General features: G+C 62.3%; 28 protein-coding genes. 16 read left to right on the top strand and 12 right to left on the bottom strand.

Annotated elements, in window-relative coordinates; all coding sequences use genetic code 11:
- Window positions 1–702 carry a DNA/RNA nuclease SfsA gene (gene sfsA / locus KUV39_RS10440; protein ID WP_222459742.1) on the bottom strand — a complete coding sequence of 234 codons (702 nt, stop codon included), beginning with the start codon at window positions 700–702 and terminating at the stop codon, window positions 1–3.
- A 51-nt stretch (window positions 703–753) separates the two neighbouring features.
- Between sfsA and KUV39_RS10435 the strand changes: the two genes are divergently transcribed.
- Genes KUV39_RS10435 through KUV39_RS10420 form a run of 4 tightly spaced genes read left to right on the top strand, consistent with a single transcriptional unit; the run spans window position 754 to window position 3830 of the window.
- Window positions 754–1476, top strand: a complete 723-nt coding sequence (locus KUV39_RS10435) for a competence/damage-inducible protein A (RefSeq protein WP_046211878.1) — start codon at window positions 754–756, stop codon at window positions 1474–1476.
- On the top strand, window positions 1473–2231 hold the full coding sequence (locus tag KUV39_RS10430; RefSeq protein ID WP_336512817.1) for a GNAT family N-acetyltransferase: 759 nt from the start codon (window positions 1473–1475) through the stop codon (window positions 2229–2231). Before KUV39_RS10435 ends, KUV39_RS10430 begins: the two co-directional genes overlap by 4 nt.
- A 3-nt stretch (window positions 2232–2234) precedes the next feature.
- Complete coding sequence (locus KUV39_RS10425) at window positions 2235–2813, top strand: peroxidase-related enzyme (RefSeq protein WP_222459741.1); 579 nt, start codon at window positions 2235–2237, stop codon at window positions 2811–2813.
- Window positions 2814–2834: 21 nt separating this feature from the next.
- Window positions 2835–3830 (top strand): OmpA family protein, encoded by a 996-nt coding sequence (locus KUV39_RS10420; protein ID WP_222459740.1) that lies wholly within the window; start codon window positions 2835–2837, stop codon window positions 3828–3830.
- Here KUV39_RS10420 and KUV39_RS10415 read toward each other — a convergent pair.
- The 3 genes from KUV39_RS10415 to KUV39_RS10405 form a co-directional block, all read right to left on the bottom strand.
- Window positions 3827–4954 carry a Hint domain-containing protein gene (locus KUV39_RS10415; protein ID WP_046211879.1) on the bottom strand — a complete coding sequence of 376 codons (1128 nt, stop codon included), beginning with the start codon at window positions 4952–4954 and terminating at the stop codon, window positions 3827–3829. The two genes, KUV39_RS10420 and KUV39_RS10415, sit on opposite strands and share 4 nt — an antisense overlap.
- 229 nt (window positions 4955–5183) lie before the next feature.
- Window positions 5184–6089 (bottom strand): LysR family transcriptional regulator, encoded by a 906-nt coding sequence (locus KUV39_RS10410; protein ID WP_008560556.1) that lies wholly within the window; start codon window positions 6087–6089, stop codon window positions 5184–5186.
- Between the two features lie 156 nt (window positions 6090–6245).
- Window positions 6246–7226, bottom strand: coding sequence for an AEC family transporter (locus tag KUV39_RS10405; protein ID WP_336512816.1), 981 nt, complete (start codon window positions 7224–7226; stop codon window positions 6246–6248).
- A gap of 109 nt (window positions 7227–7335) precedes the next feature.
- On the opposite strand from KUV39_RS10405, the gene KUV39_RS10400 reads away from it, so the two are divergent.
- The 4 genes from KUV39_RS10400 to KUV39_RS10385 all read left to right on the top strand — a co-directional run bounded on the left by KUV39_RS10400 (window position 7336) and on the right by KUV39_RS10385 (window position 9098).
- Window positions 7336–7812 carry a DUF4399 domain-containing protein gene (locus KUV39_RS10400; protein ID WP_244998333.1) on the top strand — a complete coding sequence of 159 codons (477 nt, stop codon included), beginning with the start codon at window positions 7336–7338 and terminating at the stop codon, window positions 7810–7812.
- Window positions 7813–7907: 95 nt separating this feature from the next.
- Window positions 7908–8216, top strand: a complete 309-nt coding sequence (locus tag KUV39_RS10395) for an NIPSNAP family protein (protein ID WP_046211880.1) — start codon at window positions 7908–7910, stop codon at window positions 8214–8216.
- Between the two features lie 73 nt (window positions 8217–8289).
- Window positions 8290–8646: an antibiotic biosynthesis monooxygenase family protein gene (locus KUV39_RS10390; protein ID WP_209034908.1), complete on the top strand. Its 357-nt coding sequence runs from the start codon at window positions 8290–8292 to the stop codon at window positions 8644–8646.
- Window positions 8647–8873: 227 nt separating this feature from the next.
- A complete protein-coding gene (locus tag KUV39_RS10385; RefSeq protein WP_050674443.1) occupies window positions 8874–9098 on the top strand; it encodes a hypothetical protein in 225 nt (74 codons plus the stop codon).
- Between the two features lie 5 nt (window positions 9099–9103).
- On the opposite strand, the gene KUV39_RS10380 is transcribed toward KUV39_RS10385, so the two are convergent.
- From KUV39_RS10380 to KUV39_RS10370, 3 genes are all read right to left on the bottom strand, one after another.
- On the bottom strand, window positions 9104–10393 hold the full coding sequence (locus tag KUV39_RS10380) for an MFS transporter (RefSeq protein ID WP_222459739.1): 1290 nt from the start codon (window positions 10391–10393) through the stop codon (window positions 9104–9106).
- Window positions 10394–11007: 614 nt separating this feature from the next.
- On the bottom strand, window positions 11008–11556 hold the full coding sequence (locus KUV39_RS10375) for a hypothetical protein (protein ID WP_222459738.1): 549 nt from the start codon (window positions 11554–11556) through the stop codon (window positions 11008–11010).
- Window positions 11557–12117: 561 nt separating this feature from the next.
- On the bottom strand, window positions 12118–14145 hold the full coding sequence (locus tag KUV39_RS10370; RefSeq protein WP_222459737.1) for an NADPH-dependent 2,4-dienoyl-CoA reductase: 2028 nt from the start codon (window positions 14143–14145) through the stop codon (window positions 12118–12120).
- A gap of 132 nt (window positions 14146–14277) precedes the next feature.
- On the opposite strand from KUV39_RS10370, the gene KUV39_RS10365 reads away from it, so the two are divergent.
- Window positions 14278–14760, top strand: coding sequence for an RNA pyrophosphohydrolase (locus KUV39_RS10365; protein ID WP_008560404.1), 483 nt, complete (start codon window positions 14278–14280; stop codon window positions 14758–14760).
- A 39-nt stretch (window positions 14761–14799) separates the two neighbouring features.
- Window positions 14800–15315, top strand: a complete 516-nt coding sequence (locus KUV39_RS10360; RefSeq protein WP_008560195.1) for a hypothetical protein — start codon at window positions 14800–14802, stop codon at window positions 15313–15315.
- 93 nt (window positions 15316–15408) lie between these two features.
- On the opposite strand, the gene KUV39_RS10355 is transcribed toward KUV39_RS10360, so the two are convergent.
- Window positions 15409–16278 carry an EamA family transporter gene (locus KUV39_RS10355; RefSeq protein WP_222459736.1) on the bottom strand — a complete coding sequence of 290 codons (870 nt, stop codon included), beginning with the start codon at window positions 16276–16278 and terminating at the stop codon, window positions 15409–15411.
- Between the two features lie 81 nt (window positions 16279–16359).
- Here KUV39_RS10355 and KUV39_RS10350 point away from each other — a divergent pair, with 81 nt between their 5' ends.
- The 3 genes from KUV39_RS10350 to KUV39_RS10340 all read left to right on the top strand — a co-directional run bounded on the left by KUV39_RS10350 (window position 16360) and on the right by KUV39_RS10340 (window position 19739).
- Window positions 16360–16848, top strand: coding sequence for a MarR family winged helix-turn-helix transcriptional regulator (locus KUV39_RS10350; RefSeq protein WP_008561245.1), 489 nt, complete (start codon window positions 16360–16362; stop codon window positions 16846–16848).
- Window positions 16849–17038: 190 nt separating this feature from the next.
- Entirely contained in the window at window positions 17039–18421 is a 1383-nt protein-coding gene (locus KUV39_RS10345; RefSeq protein ID WP_244998332.1) for an alginate export family protein, read from the top strand.
- Window positions 18402–19739 (top strand): serine hydrolase domain-containing protein, encoded by a 1338-nt coding sequence (locus KUV39_RS10340; RefSeq protein ID WP_222459735.1) that lies wholly within the window; start codon window positions 18402–18404, stop codon window positions 19737–19739. The genes KUV39_RS10345 and KUV39_RS10340 overlap by 20 nt, the downstream gene beginning before the upstream one ends.
- Window positions 19740–19806: 67 nt before the next feature.
- On the opposite strand, the gene KUV39_RS10335 is transcribed toward KUV39_RS10340, so the two are convergent.
- Window positions 19807–20796: an adenosine kinase gene (locus tag KUV39_RS10335; protein ID WP_008561943.1), complete on the bottom strand. Its 990-nt coding sequence runs from the start codon at window positions 20794–20796 to the stop codon at window positions 19807–19809.
- Window positions 20793–21437 carry an endonuclease III gene (gene nth, locus KUV39_RS10330; protein ID WP_008561607.1) on the bottom strand — a complete coding sequence of 215 codons (645 nt, stop codon included), beginning with the start codon at window positions 21435–21437 and terminating at the stop codon, window positions 20793–20795. Before nth ends, KUV39_RS10335 begins: the two co-directional genes overlap by 4 nt.
- Before the next feature lie 207 nt (window positions 21438–21644).
- Here nth and KUV39_RS10325 point away from each other — a divergent pair, with 207 nt between their 5' ends.
- The 3 genes from KUV39_RS10325 (at window position 21645) to KUV39_RS10315 (ending at window position 24102) form a co-directional block, all read left to right on the top strand.
- Window positions 21645–22508, top strand: a complete 864-nt coding sequence (locus KUV39_RS10325; protein WP_222459734.1) for a methylated-DNA--[protein]-cysteine S-methyltransferase — start codon at window positions 21645–21647, stop codon at window positions 22506–22508.
- 170 nt (window positions 22509–22678) lie between these two features.
- A complete protein-coding gene (locus KUV39_RS10320) occupies window positions 22679–23335 on the top strand; it encodes a YiaD family glycine zipper/OmpA-like lipoprotein (protein ID WP_037302678.1) in 657 nt (218 codons plus the stop codon).
- A 224-nt stretch (window positions 23336–23559) separates the two neighbouring features.
- Window positions 23560–24102, top strand: a complete 543-nt coding sequence (locus KUV39_RS10315) for an NADPH-dependent FMN reductase (RefSeq protein WP_008562509.1) — start codon at window positions 23560–23562, stop codon at window positions 24100–24102.
- A 72-nt stretch (window positions 24103–24174) separates the two neighbouring features.
- Here KUV39_RS10315 and KUV39_RS10310 read toward each other — a convergent pair whose 3' ends face one another.
- Both KUV39_RS10310 and KUV39_RS10305 read right to left on the bottom strand, forming a co-directional pair.
- Window positions 24175–24591 carry a VOC family protein gene (locus KUV39_RS10310; protein WP_222459733.1) on the bottom strand — a complete coding sequence of 139 codons (417 nt, stop codon included), beginning with the start codon at window positions 24589–24591 and terminating at the stop codon, window positions 24175–24177.
- Window positions 24592–24614: 23 nt separating this feature from the next.
- Window positions 24615–25682, bottom strand: coding sequence for an NAD(P)/FAD-dependent oxidoreductase (locus tag KUV39_RS10305; protein WP_222459732.1), 1068 nt, complete (start codon window positions 25680–25682; stop codon window positions 24615–24617).
- Window positions 25683–25729 lie beyond the last annotated feature (47 nt).

Below are 25729 nucleotides of genomic sequence, written 5' to 3'. Positions count from 1 at the left end.
CTACTGCGCGACAATCGGCTGGGCGATTTCGACCGCTTCGGATGTGATCGAGGTCGAAATCACCAGCCGCTCCACACCTGCCGCCGCGGCCTCATCCCAGGCCGCGCCATAGGCCGGATCGATGTCGCGCGCGATGGCAAAGCGGTCACAATCGCCCCGCTGCACCAGATACAGCAGCACCGCGCGATGACCGGCACGGCACATCTGCGCAAGATTGCCCAAATGCTTGGCCCCCCGCGCTGTCACACTGTCCGGAAACTCCGCCAGACCGGCTGTGCGCGACAGCGTGACGCTTTTGACCTCCACATAGCAATCGGGCAGGCCGGGCTGGCTCAGCAAAAAATCAATCCGGCTTTTTTCGGCATATTTCACCTCTGCCCGCACCGTTTCATAGGCGGCGAGCGGCGCGATCTGACGCGCCTCCAGCGCGGTCTTCAGCGCCCGGTTCGGAACAGATGTGTCCACGCCCACCAGCGTGCCGCCGCAAACCTCGACCAGACGCCAGCCGTACTTCAGCTTTTTCTTCGGATCGTCGTTGGGTTCCAGCCAAACGATGCTGCCCGGTTCCGCGAGCCCCATCATGGAGCCGGGGTTTGCACAATGGGCGGTCACTTCGCGCCCGTCAGGCAGCTCACAGTCCGCAAGAAACCGCTTGTAGCGGCGGATCAGCCTGGCACGGAGGAGAGGGGTTGGAAAGCGCATGGCACAGGGCCTATACCTGCCCTAGACTTGGATCAAGAGGAGGAAAGGCAAATGGCAAACCCAACCGCAGCCATGCTGGTGATCGGAGACGAAATCCTGTCCGGGCGCACCCGTGATGCCAATATGTACTTCCTCGCGGGAGAGCTGACCAAACACGGTATCGATCTCAAGGAAGTGCGCATCGTCAGCGACGATGAGGCCGCGATCATCGCTGCCGTGACATCCTTGTCCGACAGTTACGACCATGTGTTTACCAGCGGTGGCATCGGGCCGACCCATGATGACATCACGGCGGATTGCATCAGCAAGGCCTTTGACGTGCATCTGGATGTGCGTGATGACGCGCGGGCTTTGTTGCAGGCCCATTACGACAAATCCGGGCAGGAGCTGAACGCCGCCCGTCTGCGGATGGCGCGTATCCCCGATGGGGCCACGCTGATCGACAATCCCGTCTCGACCGCGCCGGGCTTTACGCTGCGCAACGTGCATGTGATGGCCGGTGTGCCCAGTGTGTTTCAGGCCATGGTGGCCTCTGTGCTGCCGACGCTGACAGGCGGTGCGCCGCTTCTGTCACAAACCCTGAGGGTCGAGCGGGGCGAAGGCGACATCGCCCCCATTCTCACCGCGGTTGCCGAGGCATTCGATGATCTGTCGATCGGATGTTACCCGTTCCAGCACAATGGCGCCTTTGGCGCGAATGTCGTGGTGCGGGGGTCTGACGGGGCACGGGTGGATGCCGCCATGACCCAATTGGCGCGGGATCTTGGCCTGTGAGTGGCGCAGGATCGCACGGCGCTGACGTGCAGACCGACCCGAAATACTACGCCGTCACCGAAGGCACCTGGCCCTGCTTTCGCAGTTTTTCCCTCGGCCCCGTGACCCTGCGCGAAGGGCAGGGGGGCGGCAGCCGGGTCTCTGCCGCCACAGTCGAGGGCGGCATCGCGACAGAGGCAGAAATCGCAACAGCCGAGACCGCCATGAGAGAGATGGGGCAGGACCCGCTCTTCATGATCCGCGACGGCGAAGACAGTCTGGACGCACAGCTGGCGGCACGTGGCTATGTGGTCAAGGATCCCGTGGTGCTCTGGACCTGCCCGGTCGATCACCTCTGTGACATCGACATCCCGCCCGTCACCGCCTTTTGCGTCTGGGAGCCACTGGCGATCCAGCACGAAATCTGGGCGCAGGGTGGCATCGGCCCGGAACGCTTTGCCGTGATGCAGCGGGCCAAGGGGCCCAAAACGGCGCTCTTGGGGCGCTGGGATGACAGCCCGGCAGGCACCGGTTTCCTTGCCATCCACGACGGGGTGGCGATGGTGCATGCGCTGGAAATCCTGCCGCATCAGCGGCGCAAGGGGATGGCCGCCTGGCTGATGCGCCGTGCTGCGCGTTGGGCGGCGGAACAGGGCGCGCAGGAATTGGCGGTTCTTTGCACCAGGGCCAATGAGAGCGCCAATGGTCTTTATGCCTCACTTGGCATGACCGTGGCGGGGCGTTACCACTATCGGCACAACCCAGAGGGAGTGTAACCGATGACCCGCAACACCGATGCCCCAACCGCGCTTGACCTGCCGATGGTGGATCCGCTGCCGCCTGAAACGCAGAAGTATTTCGACATCTGTCAGGACAAGCTGGGCATGGTGCCCAACGTGCTGCGGGCCAATGCCTTTGACATCGACAAGCTCAATGCGTTCACCGCGATGTACAATGACCTGATGCTGGCCGACAGCGGGCTGAGCAAGCTGGAGCGCGAGATGATCGCGGTGGTGGTCTCCTCCATCAACGGCTGCTTTTACTGCCTTGTCGCCCATGGCGCGGCGGTGCGCCAGCTGTCTGGCGACCCAAAGCTGGGCGAAATGCTGGTGATGAACTACCGCGTCGCGCCAATCGAACCGCGCCAGCGGGCCATGCTGGACTTTGCGGCCAAAGCAACCAAGGCCAGCGCCGAAATCGAAGAGGCCGACCGCCAGATCCTGCGCGACCACGGCTTTAGCGATCGCGATATCTGGGACATCGCCAATGTCACGGGGTTCTTCAACATGTCCAACCGCGTCGCCAGCGCCACAGGCATGGTTCCCAATGACGAATACCACGCGCAATTCCGCGATTGATCCAAAGGCCGGGCTGACTTCATGACGCCGCTCTCCTCTTTTCGCCAATGGCGCCTGTTTGGCACCATGGCTTGGCTCGCAGCCTTCAGCCTTGCGGGCATCCCGGCCCATGCCCAAGGGGTAGAGCTGCCGGTCGGCGCACGCCAACTGGCAGAGCGGCCCACTGCGTTAGGCACCTATGCGGTTCCCCTTGGCCCGGTCAACGGCAGCACCGGCGGTCATCTGGGCATCGGTGTCCCCACCCGCGAGGTCGAAGGCCGTATCCTGCGGCGCAGCTGGCGGCTGTCCGGCGATGCCACCGTACTGCAGGTTCTGGCCCCGCTGCGCGCGCAGCTGGTCGAGGCGGGGTTTGAACCGCTCTATCAATGCCCGGCCCAAACCTGCGGCGGTTTCGACTTCCGTTTCGCAATCGAAGTGATCCCCGCGCCGGATATGGCCGTGGATATCAGCAATTACAGTTTCCTGTCGGCAGAACACCCCGATGGGCGCATCGTGACCCTTTTGGTGTCGCGCTCTGGAAATGCCACCTATGTGCAGGTGATCGAGGTAACACCAACCACCGCCGCAACCGGCACCGGGGTGGTGATCGCCCCCGACGATACGGTGGAAGGTCCGCCGCCACAGCCTGCGCTGATTGGCGAGGCGGATCTGATCACACGCCTGACCCAATCGGGCCATGCGGTTCTGGCGGATCTGGAGTTTGAAACCGGCGCCGTTGAACTGGGCGCAAAACCCTACGACAGCCTCGCGGCCCTCAGCAGCTTTCTGCAGGACAACACGGAATTTGACATTCTGCTGGTGGGGCATACCGACACCGTGGGCTCGCTGGATCAGAATATCGCAATCTCGGAACGCCGCGCCGATGCTGTGCGCCGCCGCTTGCTCGAGGACAGCACAGTCGACCGCGCAAGGATTGCTGTGGCCGGTGCGGGCTACATGGCCCCGCTGACCAGCAATCAGACCCCTGCAGGGCGCGAAGCAAACCGCCGCGTCGAAGTGGTGCTGATCCCGCGCTAGGCGGGCAGCACAAGCCCAATCTCGTGTGATTTCAAAACCATCCGCGCGGTCGGGCCATAGTCGTCCTGATCGCCAAACAGCCGCAGCACCTCATCCTCGGTTGCCGCATCAAAAGAGGCGCGCGTCTGCAGGCCGGGATGATAGCTTTCGCTGTCCAGACCGTTGCCGGTCAGGATCTCGTGGCGGTCAAACAGCAGGTGCACATAGGTGATCTCTGCGCCGTCCGCCTGCACCCGGATCGTGCCGTCATTGACCAGATCCTTGGCCTTGACCAGCACTTCGGATTGGCCAAACAGCAGCTCTGCCCGCTCCGAGGCGATCAGCACCCGGTGGTTGGGCGACAGCGCAATCCGCTGATGCCGACCCAACGCATTTGCGGCAAAGACAACCGGCGCGTCCCGCCCCAGCGCGCGGCGTCGGCTGCGCCCGATCCAGCGCAGCGGCTGCAACCCGTGGTCGCGGGTCGCCACAAGCGCGCCGATCTCCAAGGTCTCGACCGGCAACAGCCCCAGATCCGTTGCAATCAGCGTCCCGGCCACAAAACAGGGCGGAGGTGTGCTGTCCTTGTAGGGCCCGGTGAGGGTATCAATGTCGGAATTCCACTGCAGATCCCCAACAAACCCGCCCCCTTCAAGGCCGGTAAAGTCGATGGTCATGGTGGTGTAAAGATCCCCGACCGCCGCGCTGCCCTCGAAATTCACGATGTCGGAATAGGTTGCAGTAATCGTGCCTGCCAGATCCTCGTATTCCGGCGCCAGCTTGAAGGGAAAGCCGTTCTTTGATGTGGGCGTCGATCCCCCGGCCGGATCGTCATCCATCGCAAATGTGGTGTCAAAGACCGAATTTGCCGGGGCGAGATCGATCTCAAGCGACGCAATCGGTTTGGTCGCGCTCAGCTCGTGCCAGCTGAAACCGAAGAACATATCGATGTTCTCGCCAGTCGCCCCGCCCGTGGTGTAAGGGTCCAGCGCCTGCCAGGTCAGGGTTTCGCTGGTGCCATCCGTGTAGACAACCGTGACCTGCGCGCCGTCCAGATCCACCCCGCGCGACGAGGTGTCTTCGCGCACGGTATGGGCGGTCTCTCTGGGGGTGCCGTCCTGACGGGCAATGTTGATCGTGGTCATGGCAATGCTTTGGCTCGGCACCGTAACACGTGGTGGCCGTAAAATGGCGGGTGTTGGTCATCCTCTGCGTCCCTTGTGGCCAGCGATTCCGAAATCAGCATGGCGCGATCAAAGCGGAATTGAGGCATTGCAGACGTGGGGGCCGCGCACGGACAAAACAAAACCCGCACAGGGGGCGCCGTGCGGGTTTCAAATCTCTGCAGGTGTGACAGCTCTGCCTGTCAGCGCCTTACCAATTGATGCCTTCCTTTTCGGCAAAGGCCTCGGCCAGGAAATCGATGAAGGCGCGCACTTTGGGCTGGGTAAATCGACCGGGCGGATAGACCGCATAGATGCCTTGGGTTTCGCGCGGCAGCGATGGCATCACATCTTCGACCAGCCCCTCCGCCATCGCATCGGAATAAAGATAGCTGGGCAGATAGGCAATGCCGAGCCCGGAGATCGCGGCATTCAGCAGCGACTGCCCGTCATTCACCGACAGCCAGCCAGAGGTGCGCACCTGACGCTTCTCGCCCGACGGCGCAGTGATCTTCCACATGCTGCCGCTCGATTGGTTCGAGTAATGGAGCAGCTTGTGGGTGTTCAGATCGTCAATCTTCTGCGGGCGGCCAAACTTCTCCAGATAGGCAGGAGAGGCGATCATCCGCTTGGTGGTCTCCGTCAGCTTGCGCGCCCGCAGAGAGCTGTCTTCCAGCTCACCGATCCGCAGGGCCATGTCAAAGCCTTCAGAGATCAGTTCCACATAGCGGTTGTTCAACACCATGTTGACGGTGATTTCCGGGTAGTCCCGCAGGAAATCCGACAGGACAGGCGACAGGTGGTTGACGCCAAAATCCGTCGCAACCGAAATGCGCAGCAATCCCGAAGGCGCCGACTGCATGGAGGTAACCAGCGCATCCGCTTCGCCCGCGTCATTCAACACGCGGCGGGCGCGATCGTAGTAGGCCAGTCCAATTTCGGTGGGTGACACGCGCCGGGTTGTCCGGTTCAGCAGCCGCGCGCCCAATCGGGCCTCAAGGCTGGAAACATGTTTGGACACCGCGGATTTCGAGATGCCCATTTTCTTGGCCGCATCGGTAAAGCCGCCCTGATCCACCACATTGGCGAAGGCCTCCATTTCGGTCAGTCGGTCCATGTTCTCGCGTCCTCGAATTATCGTGTCGGACACCAGTGATGATCGCCAAATCGGGCAAGAAGGGGGCAACTGTGGGATAATTGCAGGGTTTTACAGGGATCGTTCGCGCAGCGGAAACACCGGTGCCTGCCAGGGGATGTGCCCGTTTTCAGACGGTTAACCTGTCTGAAACACCAGTTTGATCAGCAGGATCCATGCAGGCAGGCTCAGCGCGCTCAGCAGGGTGGACTGGGCAATCAACGTTGCCGCCAGCTCCCGGTCCGCGCCGAAGGCAGACGCCAGAACATGCGCAGCCGACGCGGTCGGCAGGGCCGCAAACAGGATCAACACCGCCGCCAGATCGTCCGCGACCGGCAGGCTGACACAGGCCAGAAACACCACAAGCGGCACCAGCACCAACCGCACAAGGCAAAGATAGCCATGAAAGGCATTGAGCCGCGCCAGCGCCTCCCAGTTCATCGTGGCCCCGATCGACAACAAGGCAATCGGAATGGCCGCCTGCGCCAGCATCTCTGCAGGTGCCAGGATCGGGTCGGGCAGTTTGTAGTCCGACAGCCCCACGGCGACCCCTGCGACAGAGGCAATCAAAAAGGGGTTGAGCGCTATTTTCAAAAGGGTCTGACCCAGCGACAGGCTACCGCCCCGCGACAGGGCCGTGACCGCCAGCACATTGGCAACAGGCACCGCCATGCCGATCGCCACCGCCATCTGCCCGGTCAGATCCGGCCCCACCGTCTGCACCGCAACAAAGGCGATGGCAGAATTGAACCGCCAGGCCGTCTGCCACGCGCCTGCAAAATCCATAAACCTCTTAGGCCCGAACCCACGCGCCACCACACCCAGAGCCAGCGCCAGCAACAGAACCGCCCAGACCGCAGGGCCAATGCGGCCCAGATCGCCAAAGGTGATCGGCCTGCCACAGGCGGCAAAGAACAACAGCGCCGGAAACAGCACTTCAAAATTCAGCCGGTCCAGTCCCTGCCAGGCCTCGGGAGACAACCGCCGACGCAACAGCCCGCCAAGGCCCACCATCAGAAAACTGGGCGTCAGCCCCATCAAAATGACCAGAAACACCATGTCCCGCACCGACCTTATGTGGCGGCTGCGCTGAACCGCAGGCCCCATTTGGACCTTCACCAGATCCTGCGGGGCGGACAAGGGAAATTGTGAACCTGTTATGCTTTGCCCTTGGCCGGGGGCAGCTGTGCTACACTTGGCTGTCTGTTTGTAAATGGGAGGATCTGTTATGACATCCATCGTCTCTGCCCGGCCCATGTGGCGGGCCATGCGCGCGGCTGCGATTGCGGCGGCTGCGTTGTCTCCGTCCGCGGGGATCACCGGCGGCACAACGCCGTCCCCAGATGGCGCCAGCGTCTATTTCGTGTCACCCAAGGACGGCGATATCGTGTCCTCACCCGTCACCGTGGTCTTTGGCCTGCGGGGCATGGGGGTGGCACCGGCTGGCACGGAAAAGGAAAACACCGGCCACCACCACCTGCTGATCGACCGCCCGCCCCTTGGAGAGGGAGAGGATGGCGCGGATGAGCTGGCCTATGGTCTGCCGTCGGATGAAAACCACCTGCACTTCGGCGGTGGCCAGACGGAAACCACATTGGAACTGGCACCGGGCGAACACACGCTCCAGCTGGTTCTGGGGGACGCCGGTCATGTGCCTCATGCGCGGCCCATCATGTCCAACGTCATCACCATCCGCGTTGAGTGACGGCACGGAATAACGGCACAGTTCGACACAGGGCGAACCGTCTGGCCGGGTCGAGCCGCTAGTCATCGGGGCAGTCATCAACAAAGGAACCCCCGATGCTGACCTGTGTTATCCGCTACCAGATCGACCCGACCAAGCGGGACGACTTCACCACCTATGCCCGCAACTGGGGGCAGGCCATTCCGCGCTGTGGCGCCAATCTGATCGGCTATTTCGCCCCGCATGAGGGCTCGTCCACGCTGGCCTACGGTATCTATGATGTGGCGGATCTGGCCACATACGAAGCCTATCGCGCGCGCCTTGCGGCTGATCCGCTGGGGCAGGAAAACTATGCCTTTGCGCAGGAGCGCAAATTCATCCTGCGCGAGGATCGCACATGGCTTAAGAAGGTCTCGGACAGCTGACAGAACCGACCATGTGCGTTTCCACAGTCTGCTGCCAGCAGCGACACATCCACCGCTACCAAGGGGGGCATCAATGATTGCCGTGATCTTCGAGGTCGAAATCAAGGAGGGCGCGCGCGAGCGCTACCTCGACATCGCCGCCGGTCTGAAGCCGCTGTTGGAAGAGGTAGAGGGTTTCATCTCTGTCGAACGGTTTCAGAGCCTGACAACACCGGGCAAACTCCTGTCGCTGTCGTTCTGGGAAAGCGAGGAGGCCGTGGCCAACTGGCGCTCCCTCAGCGCGCATCGCGCAGGCCAGACAGAGGGCCGCGAAAGCGTGTTCAGCGACTACCGGCTACGGGTGGCCGCTGTGCTGCGCGACTACGGCATGACCCAGCGCGATCAGGCCCCGGCAGATGCCCGTGCGGTGCATGATCCTGTTGCCACGTGAAACACTTGCGGCCCACCGGGATAGCAAGGGGGAGAGGGAAGGGGATAGGAGCTGCCAGCGCTCTTGTCCTCTCCCTTGTCTTCGTCCTGACTGCGGGCGCAGGCTCTGCCGATCAGGCCGGGCCACCCAGGATCCTGAGCCCCCAGGATGGTGACATCCTGTCGAGTCCCGCGACGCTCACTCTGCAGATCCCGCAGGCGGGGGCGTATCACCTGACGCTGAACCATATGCCGCTGGACAGGACACCGCTGCCCGCCGGGCACACCAGCCGCACCCTCGATCTGCCGACAGGTCTGCATCAGCTGGGCCTGCAAGCGGCGGGTCACGTGACCCCTGTGGCCGAGATCACCATTTTGGTCGAACCGGCGCAGGCCGGTGCAGACAGCTGCCTCACCTGTGGGGGATCCATCGCGGCCGATCCCGCAGCCCCACGTTCGCAGGACGGCTGGTAACGCGCTCAACGTGTCCCGGCAGCCAGACGCCTTGCCAGTACCACGCACAGCACAGCCGCCACCAGCAGACAGACGGCACCCACGCTCCAGGCAACCGTGGTGGAAGACCCCTCGGCAATCGCCCCGGCCAGAACCAGCCCGACCGCGGCCCCCAGCTGCTGGATCAGGGATCGCAGCGACAGCAGGGTGGATCGCTGACGGTCTTCCACACAGCCGTGCAGGATGCTGCTCGCCGGGGTCTCGCTCGCGCCCAGCAGGATGGCAAAGACGACAAAGACCACCACAAACCCCACGATGCCCCCCTGCAGGGCAAGGGCCAGCTGAACGGCCGCAAGCGCCGTGAACAGCGCCGCAAGGGTCACCGCGTGGCGGCGTTTGAACAGGCGGCTGATCCGCGCAGCCATTGACGCACCAAACGCGACAGAGAAAAAATAAACCGCCGTCAGCCCCCCGATCATGCTGTTGGCAAAACCTGCATCCAGCATCGGCTTGGCATATGTGGGCCAGATCACCTCGACCGGGTTGGTCGCCATCAAAAACAGCGCCAAAGCCGCCAGAAGCATGGAAAGGCTGGGGTGTCTTACTGCCAGCAGGCCAGCCTCAGCCATCACCGAGGGCAGCGATCCGATCCCCTGACCAAGGGCGCGGACGCTCAGCGGTCGTGGCGCTTCGTGGATGGCCAGCATGGTGTAGACCAGCACGATCAGCATCACGGCAAAGCTCGCCGCATAGGACACATCATAGATGCTGATCCCGAACCCGACCCCCGTCGCGCGCATGAGATCGGGCAGCAGCCCGCCCAGAACGGCACCAAGTGCAAGACCCATCGCATTGGCCCATTGCGCCATCGCAAGTGCCGGTTGCACATCCACCCGCGGCGCCGCCGCACGGAAGGTTTCGACAAACCACGCATCCAGCGTCCCCGACCGCAAGGCCCGCCCGAACCCGATACAGCCAAACGACGCCGCCAGAACGGCAAAATTGCTGGATGACAGAAACAGCGCCAGCGACATCAGGCTGGCCACAACCGCCGCAAGGAAAACCGGCTTGCGCCCGATCCGGTCAGCAAGCCCGCCAAAGGGGAGCTCCATCGCCATAGTGGTGAACGAATAGACCCCGAACAGCAGCGAGATCTGAAACAGGTCCATCCCCCGATCCGTCAACGCCAGGGCAACAACCGCAACGGTCAGGCCCATGGCGAAACGGTCAAGAAACTGGTGCAGCTGAAACACCCGGATATGCCGCCGCGCCGCGGATGTTATTGTGTCATAGGTGAACTCGGTCTCGCGCGCCATGCCCAGACCATCCCCCGTCCCGCACCAAGACGCAATGCCCCGGCCACAGTCCACCGCAGGTTCTGGCAAATTGGCGCGGGTTGGGGCAGGTCAGATCAGCTGAGGGCAGGGCGGGCAGATGTCACAGGGGGCAGGTGTCACAGGGGGCAGGTGTCACAGGGGGCAGGTGTCACAGGGGGCAGCGCAAACCTCAAAACAGCAAAGCATTCCACCCCGCACACAGTGACCAACGCCTCCGTCGCCAAGCCCCAGAAGCCCGGCGGAGAGACGGTCAGGTCGGGGGCTGACCAGCCAGATGTTCCTGCACCACTCGGTTGAAACAAGTTCAAACGGCCGTTTTCGGGCCGGGGGGCAAGGTCAGTCAAGCGACCGATGTGCGGACGAAGCGGGCGTTCGCTGCGGTTGCGATCTGGCCAATACCCGACGACTGCTTTGGGCTGTAAGCAGCCAAATGCACCTGCAGCATCCAAGCCAGGCGGTGATGGCAGCTAAGGGCTCCAGTGGGCTTCGGTGTGCAGCTGCTTTAACTGCACTGATTCTCGTTGTGAATCAGCAACAAGCAGAGTTGTGCAACAACGCCAATTGATCTCAAAAAAACTGACGTCGGACAGATCTTACGGAACCCCACAATCAGCCACCAACTTGGTGTACCTATCATCGGTAAATTGCTTTGAAGTACGCAGAAAAACGAGCACAGCAACCCGACAGGAGATTTCAAATTCATCCATCTCACCAAACTCAGAAATGAAGTTAAAGGAAACAAACTTTTCATCCCCCGAAGTCGTATCAAATTGAAACAAAATAGATCTGTATTTTTTCTCGCCACCCCCCGCAGCAATAAAAATATCCACGACATCCGAAGGCAAGTCATGAATATCTTCAGCGGAATTTAAAAAGAAAATCCATACATCTGACTGTCTTGGGTTATCAAAGCTCTCGGAGAAATTAAAGATAGCCCCTTCTTCATCCAGCTTCTTAAGATAGTCTTTGAAACTAACAGGTGGATGGTACATCGTCACAGTTAGTGGCTCACTATCGCTTCCAGATATCAATGTCGGGGACATAGCATCGGAAGACCTGGCGCCTGCTATTGCAAGAACAAAACAAGAGACTGACAATAAAGCCAAAAACCTACCAGAAACTAATTTCATCACTGATTGCACCGCTACATTCTCCTATGTCAGCGTCAGGGTCTCACGTCTCAGGGTTGGTTTGCGCACCTCATGAGCCAGACTTCAATGTTGCTTAAAGCTACGAATTGTGGCCAGCCCCCCCCCCGATCGAATATGTGTTCTATAAAGAAAGAAATTGTGGGGGTTTCCTCAGCCTGACGGAGGGGCCCTGTCGACTACCCTCTGGGTCCTAAGCTCAGGACACATAGCCAATAGACTACGGTAACGGCAAGGGTGATAGCGAACAGGGAGACCTATTGGTACCTGTCAGACTGGGCTCGAAGCCCGGTTTCGCTGCGCGAGGGGCGAAGGTCCGCTGTCCTGGAAGCCGCCAGACTTTCCAAACTTCGCTATCAGCGCCCTGACCGCGCCTGCGGCGGATGTTCGTGTTGGCCACTCACACCCCGCACCTCGACAACGCCACCCCTTTCGGGGCGGTCTGGTTGTCCCATCTGGGCAGTGGCCCGCGCATTGGCCCCCACAGTGGCCCGCCAAAAAGAAACCCCGCCCCGCAGGGGGCGGGACGGGGCAATTGCGAAAGGGGGGCGGTGATCAGAGGCTGGCGGCGAGCCGTGTGCCCTGGTTGATTGCGCGTTTTGCGTCCAGCTCTGCGGCGACATCTGCGCCGCCGATCACGTGGCAGGGGGTGCCTTGGGCCTCCAGCGTGTCCGCCAGCGTCCGCTCAGACAGCTGGCCTGCGCACAGAACAACCGTGTCGGCCGCGATCACCGTCGGGTTTTCGCGCGCCTCGCCAAAGCTCACATGCAGGCCCTCGTCGTCGATCTTTTCGTAGTTCACGCCGCCGACGAAATTCACGTCCTTCATCTTGAGCGTGGCGCGGTGGATCCAGCCGGTGGTCTTGCCAAGCCGCTTGCCGTGGCGCTCTGCCTTGCGCTGCAACAACGTCACCTCGCGGGCGGGCGCCTCGGGCTGCGGGCCTTCGGGGGCCAGACCGGAGCGATGCTCTGCCGGGTCGGCCACGCCCCATTCCTTCATCCACAGCGGCAGGTTCTCGGTCGCGCTCTCGCCTGCGTGCAGCAGGAACTCCGACACGTCAAAGCCGATGCCGCCCGCACCGATCACCGCCACCCGTTTGCCGACCTCGGCCTTGTGGCGCAGCACGTCGATGTAATCCACCACATTGGCGCGGTCCTGGCCGGGGATCTGCGGATCACGCGGCACCACGCCCGTCGCAATCACCACCTCGTCAAAGCCCTGCAGATCACCCGCCGATACCTCGCGGTTCAATTCCAGCGTCACGTCGCTTTGCGCCAGCATGGTGCGATACCAATCGACCAGCCCCCAGAACTCTTCCTTGCCGGGCACCTGTTTGGCCATGTTCAGCTGGCCGCCGATCTCGCCTGCGCGATCAAACAGCGTCACCTTATGGCCGCGCTCCGCCGCCGCCAGCGCCGTGGACAGGCCCGCAGGGCCCGCGCCAACGATGGCAATGGTCTTGCTGCTCTCGGCAGGGGTCAGCACCAGCTCGGTCTCATGGCAGGCGCGGGGGTTGACCAGACAGGATGTCAGCTTGCCGCCAAAGGTATGATCCAGACAGGCCTGATTGCAGGCGATGCACGGCGCGATCTGATCGGCCTTGCCCGCCTCGGCCTTGGCGACAAAATCCGCATCCGCCAGCATCGGGCGCGCCATCGACACCATGTCGGCGCAGCCCTCGGCCAGCACCTCTTCGGCGACCTCGGGCGTGTTGATCCGGTTCGATGTGATCACCGGGATCGACACCTTGCCCATCAGCTTTTTCGTCACCCATGCAAAGGCCGCGCGGGGCACAGATGTGGCAATGGTGGGAATGCGCGCCTCATGCCAGCCGATGCCGGTGTTGAGAATGGTGGCACCGGCCTTTTCGATCTCCTGCGCCAGCTCGACCACCTCGTCATAGGTGGAACCATTGGGCACAAGGTCGATCATCGACAGGCGGTAGATGATGATGAAATCCGTGCCCACTGCCGCGCGGGTGCGGCGCACCACCTCGATCGGCAGGCGCATCCGGTTCTGATAGGAGCCGCCCCAGCGGTCCTCGCGCTTGTTGGTATGGCTCACCAGGAACTGGTTGAGGAAATAACCCTCGCTGCCCATGATCTCGACACCGTCATAACCCGCCTTCTGCGCCAGAACAGCGGCGTTCACGATATCGGCGATCTGCTTTTCGATGCCCTCTTCGTCCAGCTCATTGGGCGGGAAGGGGGAGATCGGTGATTTGACCGGGCTTGGCCCCACGCATTTCGGCCCATAGGCATAGCGCCCCGCATGCAGGATCTGCATGGCGATCTTGCCGCCCGCATCATGCACGCGTTCCGTGACGATGCTGTGGTTGGCGACATCCTCGTCGCTGGTCATCATCGCGGCCCCCGGCAGAACCGAACCTTCCAGGTTCGGACCAATGCCGCCCGTCACCATCAAGGCCACGCCGCCGCGCGCCCGGTCTGCGTAGAATTCCGCAACCCTGTTCCAGTCCTTGGTCTCTTCCAGACCGGTATGCATGGAGCCCATCAGCACGCGGTTCTTCAGCGTGGTAAAGCCAAGATCCAGCGGCGCCAGCAGTTTCGGGTACGCAGTCATCACACTCTCCCTGATCGTCGTCGGCAAAAATTGCCTGTCTGCCATGGGATTGTCACTTCAGACGCGGCGTCAACCTCTTGCGCGACGCGGGGGCAGCGCTACACAGGGAGCGACAAACAGATGGAGAGCCCCATGACCCCAGAACAGATCGCCGCCCTGCCATACCGTCCGAATGTGGGCGTCATGCTGATCAACGCGGCAGGCGACGTCTGGGTCGGCCAGCGCATGGACAAACACAAAGACGCCTGGCAGATGCCACAGGGGGGCATCGACAAGGGCGAAGACCCACGTCTGGCCGCACTGCGAGAGCTGGAAGAGGAAACCGGCGTCACCCCCGACCTGATCGAAATCATCGCCGAAAGCGACGGCTGGCTGCCCTATGACCTGCCTGCGGATGTGGTGCCGCATTTCTGGGGCGGCAAATATCGCGGGCAGGAACAGAAATGGTATCTCATGCGCTTTCTGGGGCAGGACGATCAGGTCAATATCGACACTGACCATCCGGAATTTTCGACCTGGTGCTGGTTGCCCGTGGATCAGCTGGTCAGCAAGATCGTGCCGTTCAAGCGCGAGGTTTACGAACGGGTCGTGCAGGAATTTCAGGACCATCTATGATCCGACATCTATCTGCCCTGCAGTGACAAGGATTGGATCATGTTCTCACTTCCCCGCACCGCCACCCTCATGGCCGCCGCTCTTGCTGCCGCAGCCTCACTGGCGGGGCCCGCCTCTGCGCTCAGCTGTGTGCCCTGGGGGCCTGCCGACGGCTATCTTGAGGCGTCAAAGTCGGACAAGAGCTATGTCGTGGTCGATGGCATTCTGCGCTTTGACGCCTCGGCCCTGCCCAAAGCGCCGAGCGATGACCCCAACAACACGCCGCCGCGCACCGCCATCCCGGCAAGTCTGAGTGGCAAACTGCTGACAGAGGGCGGTTTCCAGCGCGAGGTGGAGCTTCCCGTGACGCTGGAAATTCTCTGCCTTGGTCCGTGGTGTGCCTCTGCCGAGGATGGCCTGCGCTACGTGGCCTTTCTCGAACAGCGCGGGGATGAGCTGGTGCTGGAGGAAAACCCCTGCGGCGGCTTTGGCTTTTCCAACGAAGATGGTCAGGCCGCACGCGACGTTCTGGCCTGCCACGCTGGCCGCGCCTGCACCCCCTGGCGCGACCGCTGAGACGGGCCGCCCGGACCGCACAGGCAACCGTTTCCTTCCCCCATCAGGCCCGGCATCACCGGGCCTGATGTCGTTTGTGCAGCAGCGGCGCCGTCAGGCCGAGGCCAGTTTGCGCGGACGCCAGCGCCAGCTGACCTGACCCAGCCACAGGCTGAACAACGCCAGTCCCGCCCCCAGAGCCTGTTTCGCGCTCAGCACCTCGCCCATGAAGGCCCAGCCAAGGATCACGGCCGCCAGCGGGCTCAGCACCCCAAGAAGCGAAACCGAGGCAGGCTCCAGCCGGGCAATCCCGCGAAACCACAGAACATAGGTCAGGGCGCCGCCAATCAGGCTCATATAGGCCAGCCCCAGGATGTTCTGCCCGCTGAACTGCGGCATCTCCGGCAGGGCCCAGATGGTGACCGGCAGCAACAGCAGCCCACCGGCAGTCAGCTGCCATGCGGTATAGGTCAGGAGCGACACAGGCGGCTGCCATTTCCGGCTCAGCACAACGCCGCCCGCCATGGTCACCGCCCCGGCCAATCCGGCAACCACCCCCAGCGTGTCCAGCTTGGCAGCAGGGGTCAGCACCAAAAGGGCAACGCCCGCCACGCTCAGCGCGGCTGCCATCACCTGCACGCCGCGCACCGGCGTTTTCAGCACCAGCGCGGAAAGAAACACAACGACCAGCGGCTGCACCGCGCCCAAAGTGGCCCCAACCCCGCCGGGCAGGCGATAGGCGGTGGTGAACAACAGCACCCAGAAAATCGAGAAATTCAGCGCCCCCAACACAAGAAGCCGTGGCACCCAGGCGAGCGGGGGCAACTGCTGCACCAGCACCAGCAACAACAGCCCCGCAGGCAGCGCCCGCAGCAGGGCCACGGTCAGTGGCGAATGTTCCGGCAGGAACGTGGTTGTGACGATATAGCTGCTGCCCCAGACGATTGGCGCGATCGCAGTCAGGATCAGATCTCGGCTCTGCATGGCAGGCTCCTTTCATTTATCTTGGCGTCAAGATATGTGCGATTCTCTTGACGTCAAGATACCAACTGCTAAACAGTTCCCATGGACCACGTAGATTTTGTGACCCAGCAATGGGAAAAGGAACGCCCGGACCTTGATGTCTCCGCCATGGCGGTGATCGGACGGGTGGGGCGACTGGCGCAGGCCTATCAGCAGGGCATGCAGAAAACCTGGGCGCGCTATGACCTGAACGGGGCCAAGTTTGACGTGCTGGCAACCCTGCGCCGTTCGGGCGCGCCCTATCGCCTGTCTCCGGGTGATCTCTTGCGCAGCACGATGGTGTCTTCGGGAACGATGACCAACCGCATCGACCGGCTCGAAGCAGCAGGGCTGGTGTCGCGCAGCGTCAACCCCGACGACAGCCGCAGCTTTCTGATCGGACTGACCGACAAGGGCCTTGCCCTGATCGACGAGGTGGCCACCGCCCATGTCCAGACACAGGCAGAGCTTCTGACCGGGCTGACCCAAAAGGAGCAGGCAGCACTGAACGCGCTTCTGTCCAAGGCGCTGCAGGTGGCATCAGACGACTGACCCCGCGCCCGCATGATGCGGATGCGGGCTGTCTTGACGTAACGGAAATGTGATTTACCTCTCCCGGAACGGGCGGCCCTGAACAAACGGGCCCTGACGAACGGGGGCAGATCAGATGTTCGCGTGCACAGTTCGCAGATTGCATGGCAGCTCTTGGCGCGGGGTCAGGGTGGTTCTTGCGGCCGGTCTGATGAACGTCGCGCTCCACGGCGCGCCCTCTCATGCACAGCAACCTGATCGGATGGTGCTCTATGACGCCAACGGCACCACGGTGCGAACACATCTGCAATATGGTCTGAACGCCGTGGCCGAACAGAACTTGTTCTGGGATCTGGCCACAGTGACCGCCCCCAGCGCCAACTTCGATGCGGATACGGAATGGCTGGAACTCTACCTCAAACCGGGGCTGAGTTTCGAACGCCAGTTCGACACCGGTCTGACCCTCTATGGCAAGGTTTCGGCGGTGGTCTCTTACAGTTGGGGCAGGGATGCCTTTGACACGGGCAACACCGGCAGAACCACACCAGAAGAGTATTTTCTGGGCCTCAGAGGCGATGTCCCGGGCGGGTTGACCTATGACGTCTCTGTTGGCGCGCGCGAGCTGAAGCTGGGCACGGGCATGCTGATCTCCAATGGTGCGACCAGCGGCTTTGAACGGGGGGCCCTGAAGCTCGGTCCTCGCAAGGCCTGGGAACGTGCACTCATTGCGCGGCTGTCGTCTGATCGCACAACCGCCACCTTGTTCTATCTCGATCCCAATGAACTGCCCTCAAAGGACAATGGCAACGAGCTGGCAGGCTTTGATCTGCGTCACGACTACGCGGGTGGCGGGTATGTGGGAGCGACCTTTGTGCATGTTCTCTCCTCTGGTGCGCCCTATCCCAAGGCAGGCGCGCCCCCTTCGATCCTGCCCGCCGCCCGAAACGGCACAAACACGATGAACATTTACGCAAAATCAAACCCTTACAGCGGTGCGCTGTCGAATTGGACCTTTACGACGGATCTGGCCTATCAACGCAATTCCGACATTGATCTCAGGGCCTGGGCCGGACGGGTGACGGCGGGCTACACATTCGAAACCCTTCCCTGGTCCCCCTCCCTGACGATTGGGTATCAGACGTTTTCAGGGGATGATCCGACCACGCCGCGCCTCGAACGCTTTGACCCGCTGTTTTACGAAGGCAGCCCCAGCGCCTGGGCCACGGGATCCAAATCTGCCTCGACCTTCCTGAATTCGAACGTCAAGGCGCTGACCCTCGCGCTGCGCACCAAGCCCAGCCCAAGGGATACGCTGACCCTGCGCTATGCGCATATTCGCGCGAATGAACTCAACAGTCCGATCCAGTTTGGCCAGGCCACCCGTGTCGATGCCTCAGGCAATCTGGTGTCGGGGGTGAAAGACGCCCATCTTGCGGACGATCTGTTCCTGGAGTGGAGCCGCATCCTCAATCGAAATACGTTTCTGACTGCGGGCCTGTCCGTCTCCTTTCCCGGTGACGGCATTGATGAGGTCGTAGGCGCAGGCGCATCAACATGGACGGGAGGTTTCGTAAATGTGGTTTTCAACTTCTAAGGCCGGCGTCGCTGCAGCGGTGGTTGCGCTGGCAACTGGCGCACAGATGGCGCTTGCCGAGACCGGGGTCCTCTCGGCACAGGACTCTGATCCGACCGTGATGGGGTGGATGCAGGGATTTCCCCCGCCTGATGAGCGGCTGATCACCCAACCGGACGCCAACTACTTCAGCTTTCCAAAACTGCGCTGGTCGGTCTGCCACCTGCGGGAATTTCTACCGACCGAGGAAATCAGCCGCGGCACCGGCGCCCCCATCCCGCTAAGCTATCCCAGCCCAGCCCGTTTCGCCGATCTCGCCCGCCAGATCGATGCGCTGACCTTCCGGCCAACCAATGCGACTGAAGACATGACCTGGGATCAGTCGCTTTATGCCAATTACACCGACGGCATGCTGATCATGCACAAGGGGCAGGTCGTCTATGAACGCTACTTCGGCTGTCTGCGTGAGGATGGCAAACATGCGATCATGTCGATGACCAAATCGATCACGGGCCTGCTGGCTGAGATCCTGGTGGCAGAGGGGGTGCTGGATGACAGTCTGACGGTTAAGGACATCATTCCCGAAATCGGCCAAAGCGCATTTGCCACCGCAACGGTGCGCGAGGTGATGGATATGACAACCGGGGTGCAGTATTCCGAGGATTATTCGGACCCGGAGGCAGACATCTGGGTCTATTCCCGCGCCGCAAGCCCGCTGCCAAAACCGGCAGATTATGATGGTCCCGACGGGTACTGGGAATACCTCCAGCAGGTCGGCCCGGAGGGGGCGCATGGCGAGTCATTTCACTACAAGACCATCAATTCGGATATGTTGGGCTGGGTGATCAGCAGGGTGACTGGCAAGGCGGTGACAGAGCTTGCCTCCGAGAGGCTGTGGCGGCCGATGGGGGCAGAGATGGACGCCTATCAAACCGTTGACGGCAAAGGGGTGCCCTTCGCCGGGGGTGGGGTGACAGCCGGGCTTCGCGATCTCGCCCGCTTGGGGCAGCTGATGCTGAACGAGGGGGCGCTGAATGGCAAACGGGTGTTCCCTGCGGCGGTGGCACAAACCATCGCAGGCGGAGGGGATCAGTCAAAATTCAGTGGCTCCCCCAGCATTGCGAACGGCAGCTATACCAGCCAATGGTGGGTGTTTCACAACGATCACGGCTCCTATGCCGCGCGCGGCGTTCACGGGCAGACCATCTATGTTGACCCGACCGCCGACATGGTTCTGGTGCGCCTGGCATCATATCCGCGGGCGCAGAACGGGTTTATCGACCCGACATCTCTGCCAGCCTATCAGGCCGTTGCCGAATTCCTGATGGCCTACAACTGAGCGCACGGCGAACACGAAAAAGGCCACCCCGAAGGATGGCCTTTCGCATCGCTTGGGTGCAGCGGGGTCAGAGCAGACCCGCCGCCTGCAGCTGCTCTTTCATGTCCTTCTCGGGACGCGGGCCGATGTGGCTGATGACTTCTGCGGCGCAGAGGTTGCCCATCTTGGCGCAGGTCTCCACATCGCGACCCTGCGACAGGCCAAAGAGAAAGCCCGCTGCAAACTGGTCGCCCGCCCCGGTGGTGTCGAGCGGTGTGACCTTTTCAACCGGCACATCCACACGGCCCTCTTTGGTGATGACAGTGGCGCCATCCGCCGAACGGGTGCAGATCACCAGCGGGCAGATCGCCGACAGCTGGGCCAGTGCCGCATCCAGATCGTCGGTCTCGAACAGGGATTTCACCTCGTCCTCATTGCCAAAGACAAACTCCAGCTCGCTTTCGATCAGCTTGAGGAAATCGGCCCGGTGACGTTCCACGCAGAACGGATCCGACAGCGAAATACCGGCCTTGCCGCCGCCCAGACGGCAGTCGCGCGCAGCCTCCATAAAGGCGGTCTTGCCCTTGTCCTTGTCGAACAGATAGCCCTCAAGGAACATCAGCTGCGCTTGGCCTGCGACCTCGTCGGGAACGTCCTGCGAAGACAGTTCCGAGGAAATGCCCAGATAGGTGTTCAGCGACCGGTCCCCATCTGGCGAGACAAAGATCATCGACCGCGAGGTCGGCAGCTCACCTCCCGCAACCGGCGGGTTCACGAAATCAACGCCGTCATCGGCCATCGCATCGGCATAGAACCGCCCCAGCGCATCATCATGCACCCGACCGATAAAGGCCGCATCCAGCCCCAGCGCCCCTGCGCCGGCAATCGTGTTGGCGACAGAGCCACCGGGGGTCTGCACCCGCTCCTGCATGGCCGCATAAAGCACCTCGCCGCGCTCACGCTCGATCAGCTGCATGATGCCCTTCTCGATGCCCATATGCTCAAGAAAGTTGTCGTCGCACTGGCTGATCACGTCGACAACAGCATTGCCGATCCCGACGAGTTGATAGGTTTTCATTGGGTCTTGTCCTCAAACTGGCAAAGGTCGCGGATGATGCAGGTAGGGCACTGCGGCTTGCGCGCTTTGCAATGATAGCGTCCGTGCAGGATCAGCCAATGGTGGGCATGCAGCTGAAAATCCGCCGGAATATTGTCTTCGATGGCGCGTTCTACCGCGTCGACATCCTTGCCCGGCGCAATGCCGGACCGGTTGCCCACGCGAAAGATATGGGTGTCCACAGCCTGCGCAGGCTGGCGCCACCACATGTTCAGCACCACATTTGCAGTCTTGCGGCCAACCCCGGGCAGGGATTGCAGGGCCGCGCGTGAATTGGGCACCTCGCCGCCGTATTGATCCACCAGGATGCGCGACAGCTTGATGACGTTCTTGGCCTTGTTGCGATAAAGCCCGATCGTCTTGATGTGCTCGATCAGCCCCTCTTCGCCGAGGTCCAGCATCTTCTGAGGGGTGTCGGCAATCTTGAACAGCTCGCGCGTGGCCCGGTTCACCCCGGCATCCGTAGCCTGCGCAGACAGCGCCACCGCCACCACAAGGGTATAGACGTTGACGTGCTCCAGCTCGCCCTTGGGCTCGGGATCGGCGTCCTGAAAGCGCGTGAAGATCTCGCGCAGCGTATGATAATCGAGTTGCTTGGCCATCGCGCTCCTTAATGCCGCGCAGCCGCGCGCGGCGCAAACAGAAAAGCCGGACTGGTTGCCCTGATCCTAATCGGAACACCCTTGTGCCACAGTCTCTACGCGCGTTTGACCGGGGCAGATCACTTCCCGCAAGATCCGGGTCGCGCTGTCACGCGTCATGGATGTAGGGTGGGCTCAGGACAGGAATGCGCCGATGGGGCAGACACGATGCACAACAGCACAGACACCACAGAGCAGAGCTATCACTACGGCGTCATCAAACGGGCCATCGAACTGATTGATGCGGATGGGGCGGATCTCAGCCTTGAGGATCTGTCCGACGCGATGGGGATGAGCGCGGCGCATTTTCAGCGACTGTTTTCTGCATGGGTCGGGGTTTCGCCCAAACGCTACCAACAATATCTGCGCCTCGGCCACGCCAAATCTCTCCTGCAGCATCGCTTCACCACCCTTGATGCCGCCCATGCGGTGGGTCTGTCCGGCTCTGGTCGCCTGCATGATCTCTTTGTCCGCTGGGAGGCGATGAGCCCCGGCGACTTTGCCCGCAAGGGGGCGGGGTTGCGTATCTCCTGGGGGTGGTTTGACAGCCCCTTTGGTCTGGCGCTGGTGATGGGCACGGAAAAGGGCATCTGCGGTATGGCCTTTGCCGCCGAAACCGGCGCAGAGCCTGCGATGGCTGACATGCGCAGCCGCTGGCCCGATGCCGGTTACGTCGAGGATCCGACGGCCCTGCGCCCGATGGTCGATGCGGCTTTTGCCCAGCGGGGAGAGACCGCGCTGCACCTGATCGGCGCGCCTTTGCAGATCAAGGTCTGGGAGGCGCTCCTGCGGATTCCGTCAGGCCATGTCAGTACCTATTCCGAAATCGCTCAGTCCATCGGCAGCCCGAAAGCGGTGCGCGCCGTGGGAACGGCCGTGGGCCGCAACCCTGTCAGCTGGCTCATCCCCTGCCACCGGGCGCTGCGCAAATCGGGTGCTCTGGGCGGGTATCACTGGGGTCTGCCGGTCAAGCGCGCCATGCTCGCCTATGAGGCCGCCCGCGATGACGGGCAGCGGGGCGGCGCGGCCTGATCCGTCGGGCATCCTTTGTGGTCCGGTGATGGGCTGTCCGTGCCGTGACGCTGGCGGGAAATTGCCGAGGGGACAGGGCCATGTCTTGTGATATCCTGCGGGCACACCAATATTCCGTCGGATAACTGGCCGGGCAAAGCCCGGTCGAGAGAACAAAGGCAGATTGTTTGATGATGCAGATGAAACTCACCACCGCCGGTATTCTGGCGGCCGCACTGGGCCTGACCGCCTGTACTGATCCCGCCACCATCGGCACCAACGGCAGCAACACCCAGCAGGGGGCCATCATTGGCGGTATCATCGGGGCCGGGGTTGGCGCGCTCACCAATGATTCCGACCGTGGCCTTGGTGCCGCAACCGGGGCCATCGTCGGTGCCGCAGCAGGCAGCGTGATCGGCAACCAGCTGGACGCGCAGGAACGCGAGCTGCGCCAGTCGATCTCCAACGACGGTATCACCATCGTCAACACCGGGGACCGGCTGATCGTGTCGCTGCCCAATGACCTGACATTCGCCACCGACAGCTCCGCCATTTCGCCTGCGGTCCGTTCTGACCTGAACAAGGTTGCAGCGAGCCTCGTGCGCTATCCCAACAGCCTGGTGCAGGTCATCGGCCACACCGACAGCGACGGCAGCGCGAGCTACAACCAGGCCCTGTCCGAACGCCGCGCCAACGCGGTTGCGGATCAGATCCAGGCCGGTGGCGTGCCCTACAACCGTCTGGCCATCATTGGCCGGGGCGAGGACCAGCCGGTGGCGTCCAACCTCACACCCGAAGGCAAGGCCCGCAACCGTCGTGTCGAAATCGTGGTGATCCCGCAGGGCTGATCGGCTTTGCTGCAGTAACCGTTTCAATCTGGCCGTGCCCCACCGGGCGCGGCCATTTTCATGTCTGGCGAACTGTTGTTTTGTGCATTTTCGCGAAGTTATGTCGATAATTGCGACCTGATGTTCTATTTTGCACAGTGACTGCGCGGCGGTCGGGCTTTTCTGAGGCGGGCTTTGGAATAGGTTCTTGGGCAGAGACAACACCCCAATGATGAGGCCCGAAAATGTCGACCCCGACCCTTGTGACCATCTCCGGCTCGCTGCGCGCAGAGGCCACCAACCGCAAACTCCTGGCAGAAGCCACCCGCCTGTTCGGCGACGCAGAGGTGATCGATGCCGATCTGAACCTGCCGCTGTATAATGGCGACGATGAAGAGGCCACGGGCATCCCCGCCGCCGTGCAGCGCCTTGCGGATCTGATCAAAGGCGCCGATGCCGTGCTGATTTCGACCCCGGAATACAACGGCGCACCCTCTGGCGTTCTGAAAAACGCGCTCGACTGGATCAGCCGAACCAGCGATGCCCCCTGGCAGGACAAACCGGTTGCGATCATGTCCGCTGCGGCGGGGCGGTCTGGTGGGGAAAAGGCCCAGATGCTGCTGCGCAGTTTCCTGGTGCCGTTTCAGCCCCGCGTGCTGGCAGGCCCGCAGGTCCATCTTGCGGCCTCCTACCAGGAGTTTGACGACAACGGCCACCTGAAGGGTGAGCTGTATGTCGAGACGCTGCAGGCGCTGATGGACAAGCTGAAGGCGGAAATCGCGCGCTGAACCATCGCACCGTCCCGTTAATCCAACCCGGAGCGTCTGAGCCGCGCTCCGGGTTTTTTGCGCTCCGCGCCCTCAGTCGTCGCGGCTCGGCTCATCCGGGTTGCTGGAAAACAGAGCAATCTTGTTGCCATCCGGATCGCGCAGATATCCCACGTAGAACCCTGCGCTATAGGCCGCGCGAAACCCCGGCGCGCCATCATCCTGCCCACCTGCGGCCAGTGCGGCGCCGTGCAGGTCACGCACCTCGGCCTGCGTGCGGGCCTGAAATGCCACCATCATGCCATTGCCCGCAGTGGCAGGTGCGCCGTCAAAGGGGCGTTTGACATAGACATCTGGCGCGCATGGCGGCTCTCCCTCCGGCACGGGCAGCACAAAACTGAGCCCCTCGCGCCCTTCGCTGAAATCATAGCCAAGCGGGGGCAGGATCGCCTGATAGAACGCCTTGGCGCGCGGCAGGTCGTTGGATCCGATGGTGATATAGGCGATCATCTCTCAGCCCCCTGGTCTGACAGTCAGAAGTTATCTTCGACCCGGAAACCTTCGGGGATATCATCCTGCCCGTCCAGCAGCAGATCCGCCATCGTTGCGCCGACCTTGGGGGCCATGCCAAAGCCGATCTTGAAGCCCCCGTTGGCGATGAAATGCCCGTCACGACCGGGCCACGCCCCCAGAATCGGCGCGCGCGAGCGGGCGCGGGGGCGCACACCGGCCCAGCGTTCCATCACCTCAGCGCCGTGCAGAACCGGCACCGCCGCGCAGGCGCGCTCGATCACCTCGTCCAGCTGGCTGTCTGTGGTGTCCGGCGCGTCAAAGTCGCGCTCGCTGGTGGAGCCGATGGCAAGGGTTCCGTCGGCATGGGGAATGATGTGCAGCCCATCGGCATAAAGCTGTGGCACCTCCGGGTTTTCGGCAAAGCGCAGGAGCGCGGCCTGACCTTTCACCCCATTGCCCAGTGTCTTGCCCTCGGCCGGACCACCGGGACCGGCCAGTGTTTCATTCAGCTCCAGCAGCCCGGCGTAGCCCTTGGCGTGTACCACCAGACCCTCATCAGGTGCCTCTGCCTGAACCTCTACCCCCATGACGGCAAGGGCCGCGACCAGGGCGGCGCAGGCGCGGCGGGGGTGCATCCGGGCGCTCAGCGTGTCGTGGACCACATAACCCGTGGCGCTGGGCGGCACCCACGGTCCCATGTCAGAGACCGGACAGACGCGCCATTCGGCCTCGCCCTTCCAATAGGTCTGCGCCGTGGCTTCGCGGGCGCGCGCAAGGTCCAGAGTACGCTGGTCGTTGATGGGCTGGATCCGACCGGTGCGACCATACCCGGAAGAGACGCCGCCGGTTTCCTGCACGTCGGCCCAGAAACCTTCGGCCATCAGCAGGCTTTCCAGCTGGTATTGTTTTTTGGGGTTCCAGTTCTCTGGCACATGCGGCGCCAGCGCGCCGACCAGCCCGCCGCTAGAGCCCGCGCCCGCCCCAAAGGGGTCGACCACCTGCACCGATGCGCCGCGGCGTGCGCAGCTCCATGCAATCGAAAGCCCAAAGATCCCGGCGCCCCGGACGGTGATATCTGCCATTGCCATTTTCGCACCCTTTCGCCAGTGTCGCGCCGTTCCACCGCATCACTTAG

This window comes from Phaeobacter italicus (assembly GCF_019801785.1).
Classification (GTDB): domain Bacteria; phylum Pseudomonadota; class Alphaproteobacteria; order Rhodobacterales; family Rhodobacteraceae; genus Phaeobacter; species Phaeobacter italicus.
Note: the sequence above shows the minus strand (reverse complement) of the source record. Positions and strands in the feature narration are given on the sequence as shown.

What these genes read in the sequence shown, in the direction of transcription:
- sfsA (WP_222459742.1), bottom strand. Translation starts at nt 702, where the DNA reads ATGCGCTTTCCAACCCCTCTCCTCCGTGCCAGGCTGATCCGCCGCTAC.
- KUV39_RS10435 (WP_046211878.1), top strand. Translation starts at nt 754, where the DNA reads ATGGCAAACCCAACCGCAGCCATGCTGGTGATCGGAGACGAAATCCTG.
- KUV39_RS10425 (WP_222459741.1), top strand. Translation starts at nt 2,235, where the DNA reads ATGACCCGCAACACCGATGCCCCAACCGCGCTTGACCTGCCGATGGTG.
- KUV39_RS10420 (WP_222459740.1), top strand. Translation starts at nt 2,835, where the DNA reads ATGACGCCGCTCTCCTCTTTTCGCCAATGGCGCCTGTTTGGCACCATG.
- KUV39_RS10415 (WP_046211879.1), bottom strand. Translation starts at nt 4,954, where the DNA reads ATGACCACGATCAACATTGCCCGTCAGGACGGCACCCCCAGAGAGACC.
- KUV39_RS10410 (WP_008560556.1), bottom strand. Translation starts at nt 6,089, where the DNA reads ATGGACCGACTGACCGAAATGGAGGCCTTCGCCAATGTGGTGGATCAG.
- KUV39_RS10400 (WP_244998333.1), top strand. Translation starts at nt 7,336, where the DNA reads ATGACATCCATCGTCTCTGCCCGGCCCATGTGGCGGGCCATGCGCGCG.
- KUV39_RS10395 (WP_046211880.1), top strand. Translation starts at nt 7,908, where the DNA reads ATGCTGACCTGTGTTATCCGCTACCAGATCGACCCGACCAAGCGGGAC.
- KUV39_RS10390 (WP_209034908.1), top strand. Translation starts at nt 8,290, where the DNA reads ATGATTGCCGTGATCTTCGAGGTCGAAATCAAGGAGGGCGCGCGCGAG.
- KUV39_RS10385 (WP_050674443.1), top strand. Translation starts at nt 8,874, where the DNA reads ATGCCGCTGGACAGGACACCGCTGCCCGCCGGGCACACCAGCCGCACC.
- KUV39_RS10380 (WP_222459739.1), bottom strand. Translation starts at nt 10,393, where the DNA reads ATGGCGCGCGAGACCGAGTTCACCTATGACACAATAACATCCGCGGCG.
- KUV39_RS10370 (WP_222459737.1), bottom strand. Translation starts at nt 14,145, where the DNA reads ATGACTGCGTACCCGAAACTGCTGGCGCCGCTGGATCTTGGCTTTACC.
- KUV39_RS10365 (WP_008560404.1), top strand. Translation starts at nt 14,278, where the DNA reads ATGACCCCAGAACAGATCGCCGCCCTGCCATACCGTCCGAATGTGGGC.
- KUV39_RS10360 (WP_008560195.1), top strand. Translation starts at nt 14,800, where the DNA reads ATGTTCTCACTTCCCCGCACCGCCACCCTCATGGCCGCCGCTCTTGCT.
- KUV39_RS10355 (WP_222459736.1), bottom strand. Translation starts at nt 16,278, where the DNA reads ATGCAGAGCCGAGATCTGATCCTGACTGCGATCGCGCCAATCGTCTGG.
- KUV39_RS10350 (WP_008561245.1), top strand. Translation starts at nt 16,360, where the DNA reads ATGGACCACGTAGATTTTGTGACCCAGCAATGGGAAAAGGAACGCCCG.
- KUV39_RS10345 (WP_244998332.1), top strand. Translation starts at nt 17,039, where the DNA reads ATGAACGTCGCGCTCCACGGCGCGCCCTCTCATGCACAGCAACCTGAT.
- KUV39_RS10340 (WP_222459735.1), top strand. Translation starts at nt 18,402, where the DNA reads ATGTGGTTTTCAACTTCTAAGGCCGGCGTCGCTGCAGCGGTGGTTGCG.
- KUV39_RS10335 (WP_008561943.1), bottom strand. Translation starts at nt 20,796, where the DNA reads ATGAAAACCTATCAACTCGTCGGGATCGGCAATGCTGTTGTCGACGTG.
- nth (WP_008561607.1), bottom strand. Translation starts at nt 21,437, where the DNA reads ATGGCCAAGCAACTCGATTATCATACGCTGCGCGAGATCTTCACGCGC.
- KUV39_RS10325 (WP_222459734.1), top strand. Translation starts at nt 21,645, where the DNA reads ATGCACAACAGCACAGACACCACAGAGCAGAGCTATCACTACGGCGTC.
- KUV39_RS10320 (WP_037302678.1), top strand. Translation starts at nt 22,679, where the DNA reads ATGATGCAGATGAAACTCACCACCGCCGGTATTCTGGCGGCCGCACTG.
- KUV39_RS10315 (WP_008562509.1), top strand. Translation starts at nt 23,560, where the DNA reads ATGTCGACCCCGACCCTTGTGACCATCTCCGGCTCGCTGCGCGCAGAG.
- KUV39_RS10310 (WP_222459733.1), bottom strand. Translation starts at nt 24,591, where the DNA reads ATGATCGCCTATATCACCATCGGATCCAACGACCTGCCGCGCGCCAAG.
- KUV39_RS10305 (WP_222459732.1), bottom strand. Translation starts at nt 25,682, where the DNA reads ATGGCAATGGCAGATATCACCGTCCGGGGCGCCGGGATCTTTGGGCTT.